The 16,477-nt window shown below is 68.1% G+C and carries 21 protein-coding genes; 9 read left to right on the forward strand and 12 right to left on the reverse strand.

Features of this window, described 5'->3' with window-relative positions; translation table 11 throughout:
- Window position 1: 1 nt before the first annotated feature.
- The 5 genes from J0J10_RS15440 to J0J10_RS15460 form a co-directional block, all read right to left on the reverse strand.
- Window positions 2-1,060: an MBL fold metallo-hydrolase gene (locus J0J10_RS15440; protein WP_291647310.1), complete on the reverse strand. Its 1,059-nt coding sequence runs from the start codon at window positions 1,058-1,060 to the stop codon at window positions 2-4.
- A gap of 73 nt (window positions 1,061-1,133) precedes the next feature.
- Complete coding sequence (locus tag J0J10_RS15445) at window positions 1,134-1,733, reverse strand: class I SAM-dependent methyltransferase (RefSeq protein ID WP_291647311.1); 600 nt, start codon at window positions 1,731-1,733, stop codon at window positions 1,134-1,136.
- 10 nt (window positions 1,734-1,743) lie between these two features.
- Entirely contained in the window at window positions 1,744-2,370 is a 627-nt protein-coding gene (locus J0J10_RS15450) for a LysE family translocator (protein WP_291647312.1), read from the reverse strand.
- A gap of 212 nt (window positions 2,371-2,582) precedes the next feature.
- Entirely contained in the window at window positions 2,583-3,176 is a 594-nt protein-coding gene (locus J0J10_RS15455; protein WP_291647313.1) for a CAP domain-containing protein, read from the reverse strand.
- Between the two features lie 94 nt (window positions 3,177-3,270).
- On the reverse strand, window positions 3,271-3,684 hold the full coding sequence (locus tag J0J10_RS15460; RefSeq protein ID WP_291647314.1) for a hypothetical protein: 414 nt from the start codon (window positions 3,682-3,684) through the stop codon (window positions 3,271-3,273).
- A 306-nt stretch (window positions 3,685-3,990) separates the two neighbouring features.
- Between J0J10_RS15460 and ffh the strand changes: the two genes are divergently transcribed.
- From ffh to trmD, 6 genes are all read left to right on the forward strand, one after another.
- A complete protein-coding gene (gene ffh, locus J0J10_RS15465; RefSeq protein ID WP_291647315.1) occupies window positions 3,991-5,565 on the forward strand; it encodes a signal recognition particle protein in 1,575 nt (524 codons plus the stop codon).
- 180 nt (window positions 5,566-5,745) lie between these two features.
- Window positions 5,746-6,105 (forward strand): 30S ribosomal protein S16, encoded by a 360-nt coding sequence (rpsP, locus tag J0J10_RS15470; protein WP_291638830.1) that lies wholly within the window; start codon window positions 5,746-5,748, stop codon window positions 6,103-6,105.
- A 156-nt stretch (window positions 6,106-6,261) separates the two neighbouring features.
- Window positions 6,262-6,789, forward strand: a complete 528-nt coding sequence (rimM, locus tag J0J10_RS15475) for a ribosome maturation factor RimM (RefSeq protein ID WP_291638831.1) — start codon at window positions 6,262-6,264, stop codon at window positions 6,787-6,789.
- A complete protein-coding gene (locus J0J10_RS15480) occupies window positions 6,779-7,450 on the forward strand; it encodes an HAD family hydrolase (RefSeq protein ID WP_291647316.1) in 672 nt (223 codons plus the stop codon). The genes rimM and J0J10_RS15480 overlap by 11 nt, the downstream gene beginning before the upstream one ends.
- A gap of 227 nt (window positions 7,451-7,677) precedes the next feature.
- Entirely contained in the window at window positions 7,678-8,322 is a 645-nt protein-coding gene (gene catB, locus J0J10_RS15485) for a type B chloramphenicol O-acetyltransferase (RefSeq protein ID WP_291647317.1), read from the forward strand.
- Between the two features lie 80 nt (window positions 8,323-8,402).
- The gene (gene trmD, locus J0J10_RS15490; protein ID WP_291647318.1) at window positions 8,403-9,086 is read left to right on the forward strand and encodes a tRNA (guanosine(37)-N1)-methyltransferase TrmD; all 684 of its coding nucleotides are present in this window, start codon (window positions 8,403-8,405) and stop codon (window positions 9,084-9,086) included.
- An 84-nt stretch (window positions 9,087-9,170) separates the two neighbouring features.
- Here trmD and J0J10_RS15495 read toward each other — a convergent pair whose 3' ends face one another.
- The 6 genes from J0J10_RS15495 to J0J10_RS15520 all read right to left on the reverse strand — a co-directional run bounded on the left by J0J10_RS15495 (window position 9,171) and on the right by J0J10_RS15520 (window position 12,342).
- A complete protein-coding gene (locus J0J10_RS15495) occupies window positions 9,171-9,593 on the reverse strand; it encodes a rhodanese-like domain-containing protein (protein WP_291647319.1) in 423 nt (140 codons plus the stop codon).
- Between the two features lie 72 nt (window positions 9,594-9,665).
- The gene (locus J0J10_RS15500; RefSeq protein WP_291647320.1) at window positions 9,666-10,265 is read right to left on the reverse strand and encodes a sugar O-acetyltransferase; all 600 of its coding nucleotides are present in this window, start codon (window positions 10,263-10,265) and stop codon (window positions 9,666-9,668) included.
- Between the two features lie 53 nt (window positions 10,266-10,318).
- Window positions 10,319-11,521: a pyridoxal phosphate-dependent aminotransferase gene (locus J0J10_RS15505; protein ID WP_291647321.1), complete on the reverse strand. Its 1,203-nt coding sequence runs from the start codon at window positions 11,519-11,521 to the stop codon at window positions 10,319-10,321.
- 157 nt (window positions 11,522-11,678) lie between these two features.
- Complete coding sequence (locus tag J0J10_RS15510) at window positions 11,679-11,882, reverse strand: hypothetical protein (protein ID WP_291647322.1); 204 nt, start codon at window positions 11,880-11,882, stop codon at window positions 11,679-11,681.
- Between the two features lie 35 nt (window positions 11,883-11,917).
- Complete coding sequence (locus tag J0J10_RS15515) at window positions 11,918-12,148, reverse strand: hypothetical protein (protein ID WP_291647323.1); 231 nt, start codon at window positions 12,146-12,148, stop codon at window positions 11,918-11,920.
- A gap of 8 nt (window positions 12,149-12,156) precedes the next feature.
- Window positions 12,157-12,342 carry a hypothetical protein gene (locus J0J10_RS15520; protein WP_291647324.1) on the reverse strand — a complete coding sequence of 62 codons (186 nt, stop codon included), beginning with the start codon at window positions 12,340-12,342 and terminating at the stop codon, window positions 12,157-12,159.
- 131 nt (window positions 12,343-12,473) lie between these two features.
- Here J0J10_RS15520 and J0J10_RS15525 point away from each other — a divergent pair, with 131 nt between their 5' ends.
- Window positions 12,474-12,953: a YaiI/YqxD family protein gene (locus tag J0J10_RS15525; RefSeq protein WP_291647325.1), complete on the forward strand. Its 480-nt coding sequence runs from the start codon at window positions 12,474-12,476 to the stop codon at window positions 12,951-12,953.
- A gap of 102 nt (window positions 12,954-13,055) precedes the next feature.
- Here J0J10_RS15525 and J0J10_RS15530 read toward each other — a convergent pair whose 3' ends face one another.
- Window positions 13,056-13,868 (reverse strand): crotonase/enoyl-CoA hydratase family protein, encoded by an 813-nt coding sequence (locus J0J10_RS15530; RefSeq protein ID WP_291647326.1) that lies wholly within the window; start codon window positions 13,866-13,868, stop codon window positions 13,056-13,058.
- A gap of 159 nt (window positions 13,869-14,027) precedes the next feature.
- On the opposite strand from J0J10_RS15530, the gene J0J10_RS15535 reads away from it, so the two are divergent.
- Window positions 14,028-14,999 carry a Bug family tripartite tricarboxylate transporter substrate binding protein gene (locus J0J10_RS15535; protein ID WP_291647327.1) on the forward strand — a complete coding sequence of 324 codons (972 nt, stop codon included), beginning with the start codon at window positions 14,028-14,030 and terminating at the stop codon, window positions 14,997-14,999.
- A gap of 154 nt (window positions 15,000-15,153) precedes the next feature.
- Window positions 15,154-16,458 carry an NAD(P)H-dependent oxidoreductase gene (locus J0J10_RS15540; RefSeq protein ID WP_291647328.1) on the forward strand — a complete coding sequence of 435 codons (1,305 nt, stop codon included), beginning with the start codon at window positions 15,154-15,156 and terminating at the stop codon, window positions 16,456-16,458.
- Window positions 16,459-16,477 lie beyond the last annotated feature (19 nt).

The following is a 16,477-nucleotide window of genomic DNA, read 5'->3' on the forward strand; positions in this document are numbered from 1 at the left end:
CTCAGACCTCCCAGACCAACCCGGGCTGCATCGCCCTGAAGTGCTCCGGCGGCATCCCGGCCTTGCCGAGCGCGACCTTGAGCGCCTCGGGCGGCCGGCCGACCCCTTCGTCGGTGAGCTGGAAGGTGCCCCAGTGATGGCCGAGCGCCTGCTCGGCGCGCAGGAGGCGCATCACCTCGACCGCCTCTTCCGGGTTCATATGATTGTCGCCCATGAACCAGCGCGGCTCATAGGCGCCGATCGGCAGCAGAGCGAGGCGGAAGGGTCCGTGCTTTTCGCCGAGCTCGCGATAGAGCGAGCCGTCATGGAAACCGGTGTCGCCGATATGGAAGAGCTTGCCGGCCGGTGTCTCGATGATGAAGGAGCACCAGAGCGCCATGCGCCGGTCGAAGGCACCGCGCGCCGACCAGTGATAGCTCGGCACCAAGGTCACGGTGACGTTGTCGGACAGCGCAAGGCGCACGCCCCAGTCATGCGCCTCGGCCTGGATCGTGGCGTCATGGCCCTTGACGATGCTGTCATTGCCGAGCGGCATGATCATGCGCGGCCGGTCGCGCTGGTGCAGCCGCGCCAGCGTGTCGACGTCGAGATGGTCGTAATGGTTGTGGGTGACCAGGACGATATCGATCTTCGGCAGGTTGGCGAAGGCGACGCCGGGCGCATTCACTCGCTTCGGACCGAAGAAGGAGAACGGGCTCGCCCGCTCGGAATAGACGGGGTCGATGAGGATGTTGAGGCCGGCGGCCTGGAGCAGGAAGGAAGCGTGGCCGAGATGGGCGACGCGCAGGCCTTCGACGCTTGCCGGGGGCTGGTCCTGCGGCGGCGCCGGAAAATGCTCCGGAAACGCCTCCTTCTCGCGATTCCCGGTCTGCCAGCGCAGGAAATCGAGCAAGCCCTTGGTCACCGGCCGCCCGTCGCTGAAGGTCAGGCCGTTGAAATGGTCGCTGACCGGCCCCTGATAATAAGGGTTGCGCGAGCGCTGATAGGAAGCCCAGGCGACGCCACCGGAGGCAAAGAGGGCGGGGATTCCGAGGAAGCGGAGGAATTTTCGGCGGTTCATGACTGCCGATGTGGGCGGCGATCGGATGGTTTCAAGTCGCAGGCTTGGACGGAAAGCAGGGGCAGCACCGCGTTCAAGCGTTCTTGATCGCGAAGGCGTGCAACCAGCGGGTCGGCTGACCGTCATAACCGCCGCCGGATTCTTCGGTCATATCGAGGCTGTGCCAGGCGCTAGTGCCATAGGTTTCGCGCAGCCATTCGGCCGAGGGGTAATTGTAGTAGCGCCCGAAACGGTCGCGCCCTTCCGCTTCGCCGGCCTTGAAGCTGGCATAGAAGGCGCCGCCCGGCCGCAAGGCTGCATGGACCTTGGCGATGATGGCGGGGAGGGCGGTGCGCGGAACGTGCAACAGGCAGGCCTTGGCCCAGACGCCGTCATAGGCCGCGCTGGCATCAAGGTCCTCGAAGAGCAGGACGGAGACCGGCCGCCCGAGCCGCAGCGCCGCCTGGGCGGCGAGTTCCGGCGAGCCGTCGGTCGGGGTGACCTCGAGGCCGCGCCCCAACAGGGCGGCGCTGTCCTGCCCGCCGCCGCAGCCGAGTTCGAGCACCTGCCCGCCCGCCGGAAGCAGGCTGGCGAAGCGCTCGATGCGGGCGAGATCGGCTTCCCGCCCGCGCCCCGCATAGGTCTCGGCTTCTTCGACGTAGAAGCCGAGCGTGGCGCTGTCGCGTGCAGGCATGATGGGGTCCTCAGTTGCTGCCGGAGCGCATCGCGACCGTCGCGATCCCGGCTCCGACCAGCAGGGTGCCGCCGGCCTTGTTGAACAGGCCGATGGCGCGCGGATTGCTCACGACGGAGCGGGCGCGCGAGGCGATCAGCGCGTAGCCGAGCGCATTGGCGAAGGCGAGGCCGATGAAGGTCGCCTCGAAGATCAGCATCTGCGTCCAGAAATCGGCTTTGGGATCGAGGAACTGCGGCAGGAAGGCGACGAAGAAGGTGATGCCCTTCGGGTTCAGCGCCGTCACCAGCCAGGCATGGCCGAGCATCTTCCACGCTGAGGTCGCGTCCTTGCGGGGCTCGGCGTTCAGGCTGCCGCCGGCGCGGAAGAGCTTGATGCCGAGATAGATGAGATAGGCGGCGCCGATCCATTTCAGGGCGGTGAAGATCGTCGCCGAGGTCGCGAGCAGGGCGCCGACGCCGAGCATGGAGAGCGTCATCGCGGTGAAGTCGCCGAGAGCGACGCCGACCGCCATCGGGAAGGCGGTGCGCCAACCCTGGCCGAGCGCATAGGAGATCACCAGAAGGATAGTCGGGCCGGGAATGACGAGCAGGACGGCGGTGGCGGCGGCGAAGGCGGCCCAGGTTTCGAAGGTCATGAGGAAAGGCTCCCGTTAAAGACGAGAGCCATCACCAGCCGGGGCGGATTGTAAAGGGGCAGTTCGGCCGGTCTGACGAAGCGTCAGAGAGCCGCTGCCTTCTTCCCGGACAAGCCGCGACAGCCGCGCCGAATCCCATCGCTCCGCTTCTCTTCGGCCGGGATGACGACAAGACGCTTGGAAGAGACGATATGCCGGGCGCCGATCCGCGCTCAGAGCGGCGGCCCCCAGCGGAATGTGGTGGTGCCGCGGCCACTGGCCGGTACCAGCGGCCCGGCGGAGAGTTCCTGGCGCTTTTCCGGCTCGGCGGCGAGCACGATCGTCCACCAGGCGCCGTAGCGGGTCTGCGGATTCTTGGCGAGGGCGATGCCCATGCGTGTCGCCTGCGGCATGACGAGGTTGGCGGCATGGCCGGAGGATTTCTTCCAGCCCTCGAAGGCTTCCTGTGTCGAGAAATAGCCGGCGCCGAGATTCTCGGCCGCCCGCACCGTGTCCAGCCCGGCGGCATGGACGCGCGCGGTGAAGGTCCCGGCGGCGGTGTGCGAGAGGCTGTCGGAGGCCGCCATCGCATCGGCCTGGCGCTGGGCCATCGTGGTCAGGGCCGGGTCGAGCCGAACCGCGCCGAGGCCACGCTCGGCGCGATGGGCGTTGAGGATGCGCACCGCCTCGGCCGGATCGAGCCTGACGGCGGCGAGGCGCTCCTGCCGCTTTGCATTCGGCGCGATGGTCTCGCGCTGGCTTCCGGCGCAGCCGGCCAGGAAAAGGGCGGCCAGGAGGGCAGCGCCCGAGGGTGACATCATGCTCATCGATCTTTGTCCGTTCCGCCGCATGCGGGCAGCGGGACGGCCTAATGCCGGATTCGGGCGAGAATGTCGCTGCGCCCGAGAATGTCGCAGCGCGTCAGCCGCGCCCGCCGGCGATGACCCGGCAGAGCGCGGCGCGCGTATAGGCTTCCGGCGCGACCTGACCCTGCTGGACGACGAAGGCGGCGTCGACGCGGGTGCCGCCGCCGCTCTTGCGGGCGGTGATGCGCAAGGTCTGCGGGCGGCCGGAGCCGGAGGTCTCCTGCACGGCGAGCACCGAGCTTGTCGCCTTGTCGATGCGGATATCGGCGAAGCCCTCGGCCGAGACGGCGGCGGCGAGGTCCTTGAGCACCGCGGCCGGGGCGCGCCTGGCGATGCTGTCCCAGGTCTTGTAGGTCAAGCCGGTCAGCATCGGCGTGCCGACCACCGAGAAATTGCCCTCGCAGGATTGCGCCTGCGCCTGGGTCAGGCCCAGCGCCAGCATTGTCGCGGTGATGGCCAAGAGCTTCATGTCGTCTCCTAGGTGAAGGCGGGTCGGAACCGGGTTTCAGGGCACAAGAGGGCTGCCCGCGCGCCGTGCGCCCGCCGGCAGCCGCGGCTCTATTGTGGCGTTCAGCTTGACTTTCGCCGCAATCTTCCGCTTTAAGGCGCCATCCGTTTCGCCGCATCGACGAGACTTCATCCGCCGACCGGGCCGCTCGCATGAGCCCTATGAGCCCGGAGGTCAACGCCCGACAGCGCGTCTGCGCCCTCGGGCGCGAAACCGCTTGGGGGTTGAGCCTGGTCGGGCCGGCATTGAGGCAGTAAGCAGGAACGCATGTTCGGCACGCTGAGCGACAGACTCTCCGGCATCCTCTCGGGCCTGACCCGCAGGGGCTCGCTGACCGAGGAAGACGTCAACGCCGCGCTGCGCGAGGTTCGCCGCGCGCTCCTCGAGGCCGACGTGGCGCTCGAGGTCGTCCGCAGCTTCACCGACAAGGTGCGCGAGCGCGCCGTCGGCGCCGAGGTGCTGAAGTCGGTCACGCCCGGCCAGCAGGTCATCAAGATCGTCAACGACGTCCTGATCGACACGCTCGGCGGCGAGGGCGAGGGCATCACTTTCGACGCCGTGCCGCCGGTGCCGATCCTGATGGTGGGTCTCCAAGGCTCCGGTAAGACGACTTCGACCGCGAAGATCGCCAAGCGCCTGACCGACCGCAACAAGAAGCGGGTCCTGATGGCCTCGCTCGATACGCGCCGTCCGGCCGCGATGGAGCAGCTCGCCGTGCTCGGCAGCCAAGTCGGCGTCGAGACGCTGCCGATCATCGCCGGCCAGTCCGCCGTGCAGATCGCGAGGCGCGCGGTCGAGGCCGCCCGGCTCGGCGGCTACGACGTCGTCATGCTCGACACCGCCGGCCGCGTCACCCTCGACGAGGCGCTGATGGCCGAGGTCGCCGAGGTCAAGGCGGCGACCAATCCCCATGAAGTCCTGCTCGTTGCCGACGCTCTGACCGGCCAGGACGCGGTCAACACCGCCCGCGCCTTCGACGGCCGGGTCGGGCTGACCGGCATCGTCCTGACCCGCATGGACGGCGACGGCCGCGGCGGCGCGGCGCTCTCGATGCGCGCCGTCACCGGCAAGCCGATCAAGCTCGTCGGCACCGGCGAGAAGACCGATGCGCTCGAGGATTTCCATCCCTCGCGTGTCGCCAACCGCATCCTCGGCATGGGCGACATCGTCGGCCTGGTTGAGAAGGCGGCCGCGACCGTCGACGCCGACAAGGCGCAGGCGTTGGCGCAGCGTCTCGCCAAGGGCAATTTCGACCTCTCCGACCTGCGCACCCAGCTCCAGCAGATGGAGAAGATGGGCGGTCTCGGCGGCCTCATGGGCATGATGCCCGGCATGGCGCAGATGAAGAGCCAGCTCGCCAACGCCAAGATGGACGACAAGGTCATCGGCCGGCAGATCGCGATCATCAATTCGATGACGCCGGCCGAGCGCAAGAATCCCGACCTGCTCAAGAACAGCCGCAAGAAGCGCATCGCCGCTGGCTCCGGCACCTCGCCGGAGGCGATCAACAAGCTGCTCAAGATGCACCGCCAGATGGCGGACATGATGAAGCAGATGGCCCGCCAAAAGGGCGGCATGCTCGGCAAGCTCGGCCAGATGTTCGGGCTCGGCGGCGGCATGGGCGGTCTGCCGGCCGGCATGCCCGATCCCTCGAAGATGGACCCGGCACAGCTCGCCGAGCTCCAGAAGCAGCTCGGTGCCGGCGGGGGACTTCCCTCTCTGCCTCCGGGGGGCTTTCCGGGCCTGCCCAAGGGCGTCACCCCGCCTGCCGGCATGATGCCGAAGCTGCCGGGCCTGGGCGGCATGCCCGGCCTCGGCAACCCGTTCGGGAAGAAGAAGTGAGAGGTTCACCTGCCTGCGCTCAGGGCGTCATGGTCGGCTTGGTGCCGAGCATCCACGTCTTCGCTGGTCGCATCTGGTGTTCAAGACGTGAATGCTCGGGACGAGCCCGGGCATGACGGAGAGACGCCGGCCTCATGGCCGGTCAAGTGAAGCAAGAAGCAAGACTGAAGGAAGAAGACCATGTCCCTGAAGATCCGCCTGACCCGTGGCGGCGCCAAGAAGCGCCCCTATTACCGCATCGTCGTCGCCGACGCTCGCTCGCCGCGCGATGGCCGCTTCATCGAGAAGATCGGCGCCTATGATCCGATGAAGGCGAAGGATTCGCCGGAGCGCGTCGTGCTCGACGTCGAGAAGGCCAAGGCCTGGCTCGCCAAGGGCGCCCAGCCGACCGACCGCGTGCTGCGCTTCCTCGATGCCGCCGGCATCGCCAAGCGCCCGGCCCGCAACAACCCGAACAAGGCGGTTCCCGGCGAGAAGGCCAAGGAGCGCGCCGAGAAGCACGCCGCCAAGAACGCTGCCCCGGCCGAAGCCGAGGCGTGATGCCGATCGCGGCCCGCGATGCCGGTCGTCATGGTCGGGCTTGGCCCGACCATCCACGGCTTTACTGGTCGCGTGCGGTGTTCATGTTCAAGACGTGGATGCTCGCCACAAGGGCGAGCATGACGGGGAGGCCGTCCTTGCGTGGTGGTGTAAGCCGTGGCTGCTGACGACTCCCTCGTGCTGCTCGGCATCGTCGGCGCGCCCCATGGCGTGCGCGGCGAGGTCCGGATCAAGACCTTCACCGGCGATCCGCTGGCGCTGGCCGAATACGGCCCGCTCACCGACGAGAAGGGTCGGCGCTTCGAGATCTCGTCGCTGCGCCCGGCCAAGGAAGTGGTCGTCGCCCAGATCAAGGGCGTGACCAGCCGCGAGGGAGCCGAGACGCTGAACGGCGTCAAGCTCTTCGTCGAGCGTTCGCGCCTGCCGGCGCCCGAGGACGAGGACGAGTTCCTGCAGACCGATCTCGTCGGCTGCTCGGTCATCGGCCCCGACGGGGCCGTTCTCGGGACCGTCACCGCCGTCGCCAATTACGGCGCCGGCGACCTGCTCGACATCGAGACGCCGGATGGCCGCTCGGTGCTGATGCCCTTCACCAAGGCTTTTACGCCGCGCATCGATGTCGCCGGCAAGCGAATCGAGGCGCTGCCGCCGGCCGGCCTGTTCGAGGATGACGATGCTGCGTGACATGCCGGCGAAGGCGCTGATCTTCGACATGGACGGCACCATCGTCGACAATATGCGCTTCCATGACGATGCCTGGGAGCGCTGGTATGGCGGCCACGGCCTGCCCTTCGAGCGCGCGACCTTCTCGGCGCGCACTGCGGGCATGGCGATCTCCGACATCATCGGCCCGCATTTCCCCGGCGCCGATGCGGCCGAGCTCGAGCGGCTCGCCGAGGAGAAGGAGCGCCTTTACCGCGAGACCTACAGGCCGCATGTCGCGCCGATCGACGGCCTGGTCGGCCTGCTTGACCGGGCTCGCAGCCATGCCGTGCCGATGGCGGTTGGGACCGCCGCGGCCCCGCCGAACATCGCGCTGATCCTTGATACGCTCTCCTTGCGCGAGCGCTTCGCGACCATCGTCTCGCCGAGCCAGGGCTATCCCGGCAAGCCGCACCCGGACATGTTCCTCGCCGCCGCCGAGCGGATGGGCGTCGATCCGGCCGACTGCATCGTCTTCGAGGATGCACCGAACGGCGTCGAGGCGGCGCGGCGTGCCGGCATGCGCGCGGTCGCGCTCCTGACCATGCTCGACGCCGAGGCCTTCGCCGGCTTCGACAACGTCATCGCCAGCGTGCCGGACTTTTCCGCGCTGGACGGGCTGCCGGCGCTACGCTTCGCCTGACATGCCGGGCTGGTTTGCCTCCGGCCCCGCGGATTTGCCCCGAGGCCGCAGCGGCGGCTATGGTCGGGCATCATGAAGCAGGCACACTGTACCAGCTGCATCGCGTCCCCGCGCCACTGAGCCGAGGGACGAAGACCGGAGGGCGCCGGCCAGGTCGCGCGCCCGCTTTTCCCATGTCTTCCAGCCGGCAGCGCTCCACGAGCGCGCGGCTTTGCGAGCAGCAACTCATGACCAACTACTTCGAGAGCCCGTTCAAGGGCATTCCGCTGACCGAGCAGGTGCGCCATCCCAATATCCGCGTCGGGCGCTACAGCTATTATTCCGGCTACTATCACGGGCACAGCTTCGACGATTGCGCGCGCTATCTGCTCCCGCACGAAGGCGCCGACCGGCTGATCGTCGGCAGCTTCTGCTCGATCGGCTCGGGCGCCGCCTTCATCATGGCCGGTAATCAGGGCCACCGGAACGAATGGGCGAGCACCTTCCCGTTCCACTATGTGCCCGACCAGCCGCATTTCGCGGGCGCGCGCGACGGCTATCTGCCGGCGGGCGATACGGTGATCGGCAACGATGTCTGGATCGGTTCCGAGGCAATCATCATGCCGGGCATCACGATCGGCCATGGCGCGGTGATCGGGACGCGGGCGCTGGTGACCCGTAATGTCGAGCCCTACGCCATCGTCGGCGGCAATCCGGCTAAGCCGATCCGCAAGCGCTTCGACGAGGCCAGGATCGCGATGCTGCTCGACATGGCGTGGTGGGACTGGAGCGATGCACATCTGCGCGATGCCATGCCGCTGCTGACCAGCGCCGACATCGAGGGGCTGCATGCCCATTGGCGTCAGCGCAGCAAGGCGGGCTCGGCCGCATAGCGCGCCGCAAGGCGTGGCTAAGGGAGCGACGGCCGTGGCGCGCTGATGACGCGGCCGTCGTTTCGTGCCAGCAGAAGGCCATGACCTTCCATGCCTCGATCCTGACGCTCTATCCCGACATGTTCCCGGGCCCGCTCGGCGCCTCGCTGGCCGGCGAGGGCCTGCGCAGCGGGCTGTGGTCGCTCGACACCCACCAGATCCGCGATCACGGCATCGGCCGGCATCGCAATGTCGACGACAATCCGGCCGGCGGCGGTGCCGGCATGGTGCTGCGCTGCGACGTGCTGGCGGCGGCGATCGATGCCGCCGTCCCTGCCGACGATCCGCGCCCGCGCCTGCTGATGTCGCCGCGCGGGCGCCGGCTCGACCAGCGCATGGTCCGGGATTTCGTGGCGGGCGAGGGCGTCGTCATCGTCTGTGGGCGTTTCGAGGGCGTCGACGAGCGCGTCATCGAGGGGCGCGGCCTGACCGAGATCTCGATCGGCGACTACATCCTCTCCGGCGGCGAGATGGCGGCGATGGTGCTGCTCGATGCCTGCGTGCGGCTGATTCCCGGCGTGATGGGCAAGCAGGCCTCCGGGCAGGAGGAGAGCTTCGAGAACGGGCTGCTCGAATACCCGCACTATACCCGGCCGCGCGAATGGGAGGGCAGGGGCCTGCCAGAGGCGCTGCTCTCGGGCGACCATGCCCGCATCGCGCGCTGGCGGCGCGAGCAGGCGGAGAAGATCACGAGGGAAAGAAGGCCGGATTTGCTGAAGCCGTGACCGCGGCTTTACCAAAGGAAGCGTCGTCGTCCCGGGTCGACGCTTCGCTCCGCCTGGGACGGCACGCGTAGGTCGCCCGGCGCTTTACGGATACGCCTTCACCGGCAGGTTCTCGCTGAGCCAGCCCTTGTCCCGGGGATTGCCGAGTAGACCGCCGCGGACGTCGACGACATCGCGCCAGCCGCGGCCGGCGAGCTTGCGCTGCAGGCTGGACGAGCGGTTGCCGGTCCGGCAGATCAGCGCGATCGTCTTGCCGGGATTGTCGAGCTTCACGCCGGCGAGGCGGGCTTCGAAGCCGGCGCCCTCCATGTCGAGCCGGATCGCGCCCTCGGGAAGGCCGGTATCGGCCCATTCCTCGGGCGTGCGGATGTCGACGAGGACGACGCGCCCCGCCTGCGCGGCCTCATGCGCCTCGCGGACCGAAAGCGAGGGAGCGGGCGCCTGGGCCTGGCCGAGAGGCGGCAGCAGGAGCAGGGCAGCGATGGCGAGGAAGGCGCGGCGTGTCATGCCGGAGCGTTAGCGAATGCCGCCAGGGACTGCAATTCACGATGCCTGGAAGCGGCGCAGCGACCGCGGCTCTCAGCCGCGTAACGGGCGAAAGCCGGTCTTGTCCGCCTCGGTGATCTCGCGCAGTACCTTGCAGGGCACGCCGGCCGCGATCACGCCGGCGGGGATGTCGCGCGTCACCACGCTGCCTGCACCGATGATGCTGTCGTTGCCGATGCTGACGCCCTGGTTGATCTGGACGCCGCCGCCGATCCAGACCCGGTTGCCGATGCTGACCCGCCTGGCATAGCAGCCACCGGCGACGCGCTCGGCCGGGTCGATGGCGTGGTTGGCGGTATAGATGCCGACGCGCGGCCCGAGCAGGACGTTGTCGCCGATGGTGATCTCGGCGCCGTCGAGCATGACGCAGTCGAAATTGGCGTAGAAGCTGCGGCCGATCGAGATGTTGAAACCGAACTCGCAGCGGAAGTTCGGCTCGAAAAGCGCGCCGTCGCCGACCTCGCGCAGAAAGGTGCGCAGCAACGCCTCGCGTTCCGCGGCCGGCTGGCCGAAGCTGCGGTTATAGGCGTCGGTCATCCCGACGGCACGGGCGCGGGCCGCGATCAGCTCCTGGGTGTGATCGTCATACATCTGCCCCGAGCGCATCAGGGCGCGCTGTTCGTCGAGGTTCATCGTGGAGCAGGGCCGAGGCCGGCAGTCTGAACCGCCGGCCTCTACCTTCAATCTCAGCGCAGCTCGGCGCAGAAGCGCTGGATGCGGCGGCAGGCCTCTTCCAGCGTCTCGTCCGCGGTGGCGTAGGAGATGCGGAAGTTCGGGCCGAGGCCGAAGGAGGAACCGTGCACGGCGGCGACCGATTCGGTTTCGAGCAGGCCGAGCACCAGATCCTCGTCGGTCTCGATCTTCTTGCCGTTCGGCATGGTCTTGCCGATCAGGGCCGAGCAGTCCGGATAGACGTAGAAGGCGCCTTCGGGAACCGGGCACTTCAGGCCGCGGGTCTGGTTCAGCATGGAGACCACGAGGTCGCGGCGACGCTCGAAGGCTTTCTTGAACACCGGCAGATGGTCCTGCGTGCCGTTCAACGCCTCGACGGCGGCCCATTGCGAGATCGCCGAGGTGCCCGAGGTCTGCTGGCCCTGCACGGTGTCCATCGCCGTGATCAGCTGCTGCGGGCCGGCCGCGTAGCCGATGCGCCAGCCGGTCATCGCATATGACTTCGAGACGCCGTTCATGGTGAGCGTGCGCTCGTACAGGCCGGGCTCGACCTGGGCCGGAGTGACGAACTGGAACTCGCCATAGACCAGATGCTCGTACATGTCGTCCGAGAGGATCCAGACATGCGGATGGCGCATCAGCACGTCGGTGAGCTTCTTCATCTCGTCATGGGTGTACGCCGCGCCCGAAGGGTTCGAGGGCGAGTTCATGATCACCCATTTGGTCTTCGGGGTGATGGCGCGCTCGAGCTCTTCCGGCTGGAGCTTGAAGTTGTCCTCGATGCGGGTGTTGGCGAAGGTCGCCTTGCCGCCGCAGAGCTGGACCATGTCGGGATAGCTGACCCAGTAGGGCGCGACGCAGATCACCTCGTCGCCGGGGTTCAGCGTGGCGAGCAGCGCGTTGTAGATGACGTGCTTGCCGCCGGTCGAGACGATGGTCTGGCCGGGCTTGTAGTCGAGCCCGTTCTCACGCTTGAACTTGGCGGCGACGGCCTCGCGCAGCTGCGGGATGCCGGCGACCGGCGTGTACTTCGTCTCGCCGCGGCGGATGGCGGCGATCGCCGCCTCCTTGATATTGTCCGGCGTGTCGAAATCGGGCTCGCCGACGGAGAGCGAGATCACGTCTTTGCCCTGCGCTTTCAGGTCGCGCGCCTTCTGCGTGATGGCGATGGTCGCAGACGGCTTCACGCGCTTCAGGGCGTCGGCAAGGAAAGCCATGATCCATATCTCCGGGAGCTTGCAGGGCGCGCCTTCAGGCGCGGGCGTGGTTTAGGACCCAAGCGCCGGTACCGCAAGCGCAACTCCTTGATATCGGCCAGAAGCAACACGAATGACCTGGCTGCACCCCGACGGCCAGGATGGGGGGCAGGATATCTCAGCCGACCTCCGCCAGGCGCTGGCGCCGGCGCCGCACCGTCGAGACCGCGACGGCGTTCCAGCGCGGGCGGCCGAAGCAGGGGAAGCCGCGGCGGTTGAGCCGGCGGGCGATGTCGGCGGGATCGTGGATGCCGGCTTCGACGAGCTGGTCGATCAGCGCGCCCGCGGCCTCCAGGAAGATTTCGAGCAGCGCGCGCTCCAAAGCACGCGCTGCCCGCTCGGCATGACGGGGATGGGTCAGTGGATGCCTGTGCCGAAGGAGGGCTCGACCGGGGCGGGCGAGAGCAGCACGGCGTTGGCGTGCCCGCCCTCGTAGAGCGCGAAGCGCATCGCTTCCTTCTGGTCGCGGAAGATGCCTTCGCTGCGGCCTTCGAGATCGCGCGCCACCCAGAAGCCGCGCTTCGACTGGCCGACGAGGAAGAGATGGCTTTCGGCGCCGAGCGGCAGAAGAGATTTGGAACGGGGCATGGCGGGTCTCAATTCGGCAGAGCGAGCCAGGCGCGCAGGCCGATGATGCCGGCGATGGCGAGCGTGAGCACGGCGAGCGCGAGCATCTCGGTGCAGAGGATGCCGATCATCGGGCGCTTATGGGCGAGGCTGCTGTAGACGGCGTTGGCGCGGCGCTGCTGGGAATTGCGTTTGAGGGCAGTTTCAGTCGACATTTCGACCTCCGTTGAGGCCTTTGGATGTATGTCCGACGCCGATAAGGCCGCCATGCGGAAGGTGCGGCGGCGCATAAGGCCGGCATAAGGGCCGGCTTGCATGCGCGCCTCGTCCCTGCGATGGCCCTTCCATGGATGAAAGCCCCAACACCATCGCGATTTATGTCGACGCCGACGCATGCCCGGTGAAGCCGGAGATCTACCGCGTCGCCGAACGGCACAGGCTGAAGGTCTTCGTCGTCGCCAACAGCTTCATGATGGTGCCGCGCGAGCCCTGGATCGAACGCGTCATCGTCTCCGACGGGTTCGACGCGGCCGATGACTGGATCGCCGAGCGGGCCCGTCGCGGCGCGATCGTGATCACCGCCGACATCCCACTGGCCGATCGCTGCCTCAAGGCGGGCGCAGAGGTGATCGGGCCGACCGGCAAACCCTTCACCGAGGCCTCGATCGGCATGGCGCTGGCGACGCGCGACATGATGGAGGATCTGCGGGCGATGGGGGCGGCGAGCGGCGGGCCGAAGCCGTTCTCGCCGAGGGATCGCTCTGCCTTTCTGCAGGCGCTCGACCTGGCGATCCAGCGGCTGAAGCGGGCGGGCTTCGCGGCTTGAGTCGCGTCATGCTCGGGCTTGACCCGAGCATCTCGAAAACCCGTTAGCTGGTCGTGAGATTCTCGGATCTGCGCTTCGCTCCGTCCGAGAATGACGTCGCTGTCAGATATCCCCGAAATCGCCGCCGCGGCCCTTTCCGGCGGCGAAGCGGCCGGCGCCGGCCGCGCCTTCCGTCGCGATGGTCTGGACGCCGCCTTTCCATTCGCGCGCCAGCGCCTCGCGCATGGGCAGGCCGTGGCCGGCAATGGCGCTTCTGCGATCCGCGAGCATCGCCCCTTGCGGGAAACGGGCGATCTGCTGGGCCATCGCCTCGGCGGCGGCACGGGTTTGGCCGCGGCCGACGACCTGTTCGCAGAGCCCGATCCGCAGCGCTTCCTGCGCCTCGACCTTGCGGCCGGTCATGATGATCTCGAGCGCCCGGCCCTGGCCGACGAGGCGGGGAAGACGCACCGTGCCGCCGTCGATCAGGGGGATGCCCCAGCGCCGGCAATAGACGCCGAAATAGGCGTCATGCGCCATCACCCTGACATCGCACCAGAGCGCGAGCTCCATGCCGCCGGCCACGGCCGGTCCCTCGATCGCCGCGATCAGCGGCTTGTTCATCTCCAGCCGCGACGGGCCCATCGGTCCACGCGGCACCGGAGCGTCGCCCTCGGGAAAGGCGAGGCCCTCGACGATCTCGCTCTGGAAGCGTCCGGCATCGGTGAAGGCCTGCGCATATTTCAGGTCCCAGCCGGCGCAGAAGGCACCGCCTTCGCCCCAGAACACGATCGCGGCGGTGTGCGGGTCGGCGTCGAGCTCCCGGAAGGCTTGCGTCAGCGCGATGGCGCTGTCCGGGTCCATGGCATTGCGTGCCTCGGGGCGGCTGTGGATCACGGTCGCGACCTTGCCTTCGCGCTCGATGCGGACGGTCATGCGGCATTCCTCCCCGGAGTCGGATCCGACTCTGACGTCTTTGCCCACAGGCTACAGCTTGGTGTGCCGCGCCGGCCAGTGCTGGACGCATCGGCGCTTTGCCCGTAATCCTCGGCCCAACGCCCGTCGCAGGATCGGGCTTCCGGGAGGAATTTGATGATGCTTACCCGCCGTTCCACGCTCGGCCTCGTCGCTGGCGCCGTTTTCGCTCCGGCCATCGCCCGGGCGCAGAGCTTCCCGTCGAAGCCGATCACCCTGGTGGTGCCCTATCCGGCGGGCGGGCCGACCGATGCGATCGCGCGTTTCGTGGCGCAGGAAATGTCCGCGACGATCGGCCAGAACGTCGTGGTCGACAACCGTGCCGGTGCCTCGGGTGCGGTCGGCACGCGCGCCGTCGCCAAGGCCGATCCGGACGGCCACACCTTCATCTTCGGCAACAACCAGACGCATGGGAACAACATGTTCCTGCTGAAGGAGCCGGGCTATGACGCGGTCAAGGATTTCGCGCCGGTCGCGGGCGTCGGTGCCTTCGAGCATGCCTTCGTCGTGCGCAAGGACCTGCCGGCCAAGAACATCGCCGAGCTGGTCGCGCTCGCCAAGGCCGATCCCGACAAGCTGAACTACGGCTCGACAGGCGTCGGCTCCGGCTCTCATCTCGCCATGGAGCTGTTCATGCAGCGCACCGGCATCAGGATGACGCATGTGCCGTTCCGCGGCGCGGCGCCGCTGGTGCAGGAGATCATCGGCGGGCGCATCGATATCGCCAATTCGACGCTGCCTTCGGTGCTCGAGCAGATCAATGCCGGCAATCTCAGGGCGCTGGCCTTGGCCTCGCCGGAGCGCAATCCGCGCGCCAAGGACATTCCGACGCTGCGCGAGCAGGGCGTCAGTGATGCCGACGCCGATAGCTGGGCCGCCTTCTTCGCTCCCGCGGCGACGCCGGCACCGGTGCTGGAGAAGCTCTCGCAGTCGGTGATGGCGGCGATCGCCAAGCCGGAGATCACCGAGAAGATCCTGAAGCTCGGCTTCACCCTGAAGGTGCGCGATCCCGCCGCCTTCAAGCCCTACCATCTCCAGGAGATCGCGACCTGGGAGAAGATCATCAAGGAAGCCGGCGTGAAGCCGGAGTGATCTAGTTTCAGGCGTTGATATTCGCAGCCCTTATCCCGAGGAGCGATCGCAGGTCGCGTCTCGAAGGATGTTTCCAGCGCGCTCTGGAACATCTTTCGAGACGCCGCTGCGCGGCTCCTCAGGATGAGGGCTGCGGTTCTTTCGGGAGGACTGCATGAACCTGATGCCAAAACTCGCCGCCCGTGCCGAGGCCGGCCGCCCCGTTCGCTGCGCCCTGATCGGGGCCGGCAAATTTGGTTCGATGTTCCTCGCCCAAGTGCCGCATATCGAAGGGCTCGAAGTCGCGGTGATCGCCGATCTCGATCCCGAGCGGGCGCGCAATGCCTGTCGCGCAGTCGGCTGGGACGAGGCCCGCATCGCCGGCACATGCTTCGTCGATAGCGGCGTCAGCGCGGCCGAAATGGACGGCGTCGAGGTGGTAATCGAGGCGACCGGGCATCCGGCGGCCGGCGCCAGGCACGCGCTCGCCGCGATCGCGACCGGACGCCATGTCGTCATGGTCAATGTCGAGGCCGACGTTCTGGTCGGCCCGGTGCTGGCGGCGAAGGCCAGGGCGGCCGGCGTGGTCTATTCGATGGCCTATGGCGACCAGCCGGCGCTGGTCTCCGAGATGGTCGACTGGGCGCGGGCGACCGGCTTCACCGTCGCGGCCGCCGGCAAGGGCACGAAATACCTGCCTTCCTATCACCGGGTGACGCCGGACGAGGTCTGGGGCCATTACGGGCTGACGCCCGAAGCGGCCAAGGCCGCCGGCATGAACCCGCAAATGTTCAACTCTTTCCTCGACGGAACCAAATCGGCGATCGAGATGGCGGCTATCGCCAATGCCTGCGGGCTCGCCGTGCCGGAGGACGGGCTGTCCTTCCCGCCCTGCGGCGTCGACGATCTCGCCCATCTGCTGCGGCCGAAGGCGGTCGGCGGCCAGCTCGAGCGCGACGGCATGGTCGAGGTGGTGTCCTCGCTGGAGCGCGATGGCCGCCCGGTCTTTCGCGACCTGCGCTGGGGCGTCTATGTCGTGCTGAAGGCGCCGAACGCCTATGCCGCCGCCTGCTTCAAGCAATACGGACTGCCGACCGATTCCAGCGGCCTTTACGCGGCGATGTACAAGCCCTTCCACCTGATCGGGCTCGAACTCTCGATCTCTGTGCTGAACGCGGCGCTGCGCGGCGAGGCGACGGGCGCGACGCGCGGTTGGCGCGGCGATGCGGTGGCGACCGCCAAGCGCGCGCTGAAGGCCGGCGAGACGCTGGACGGCGAGGGCGGTTACACCGTCTACGGCAAGCTGATGTCGGCTGATGCGAGCCGCGCCAGCGGCGCGCTGCCGATCGGGCTCGCCCACCATGTCAAGCTGAAGCGGGATGTCGCTGCCGGTGCGGTGGTGACGGCGGAGGATGTCGTGCTCGACGAGGCCTCCCAGATCGTCCAACTCCGGCGCGAGCTCGCGGCTCACGCTTGGTGAGCGGCGCGGTTCTCCCTAT

This window comes from Allobosea sp. (genome assembly GCF_017308075.1).
Taxonomy (GTDB): Bacteria; Pseudomonadota; Alphaproteobacteria; order Rhizobiales; family Beijerinckiaceae; genus Allobosea.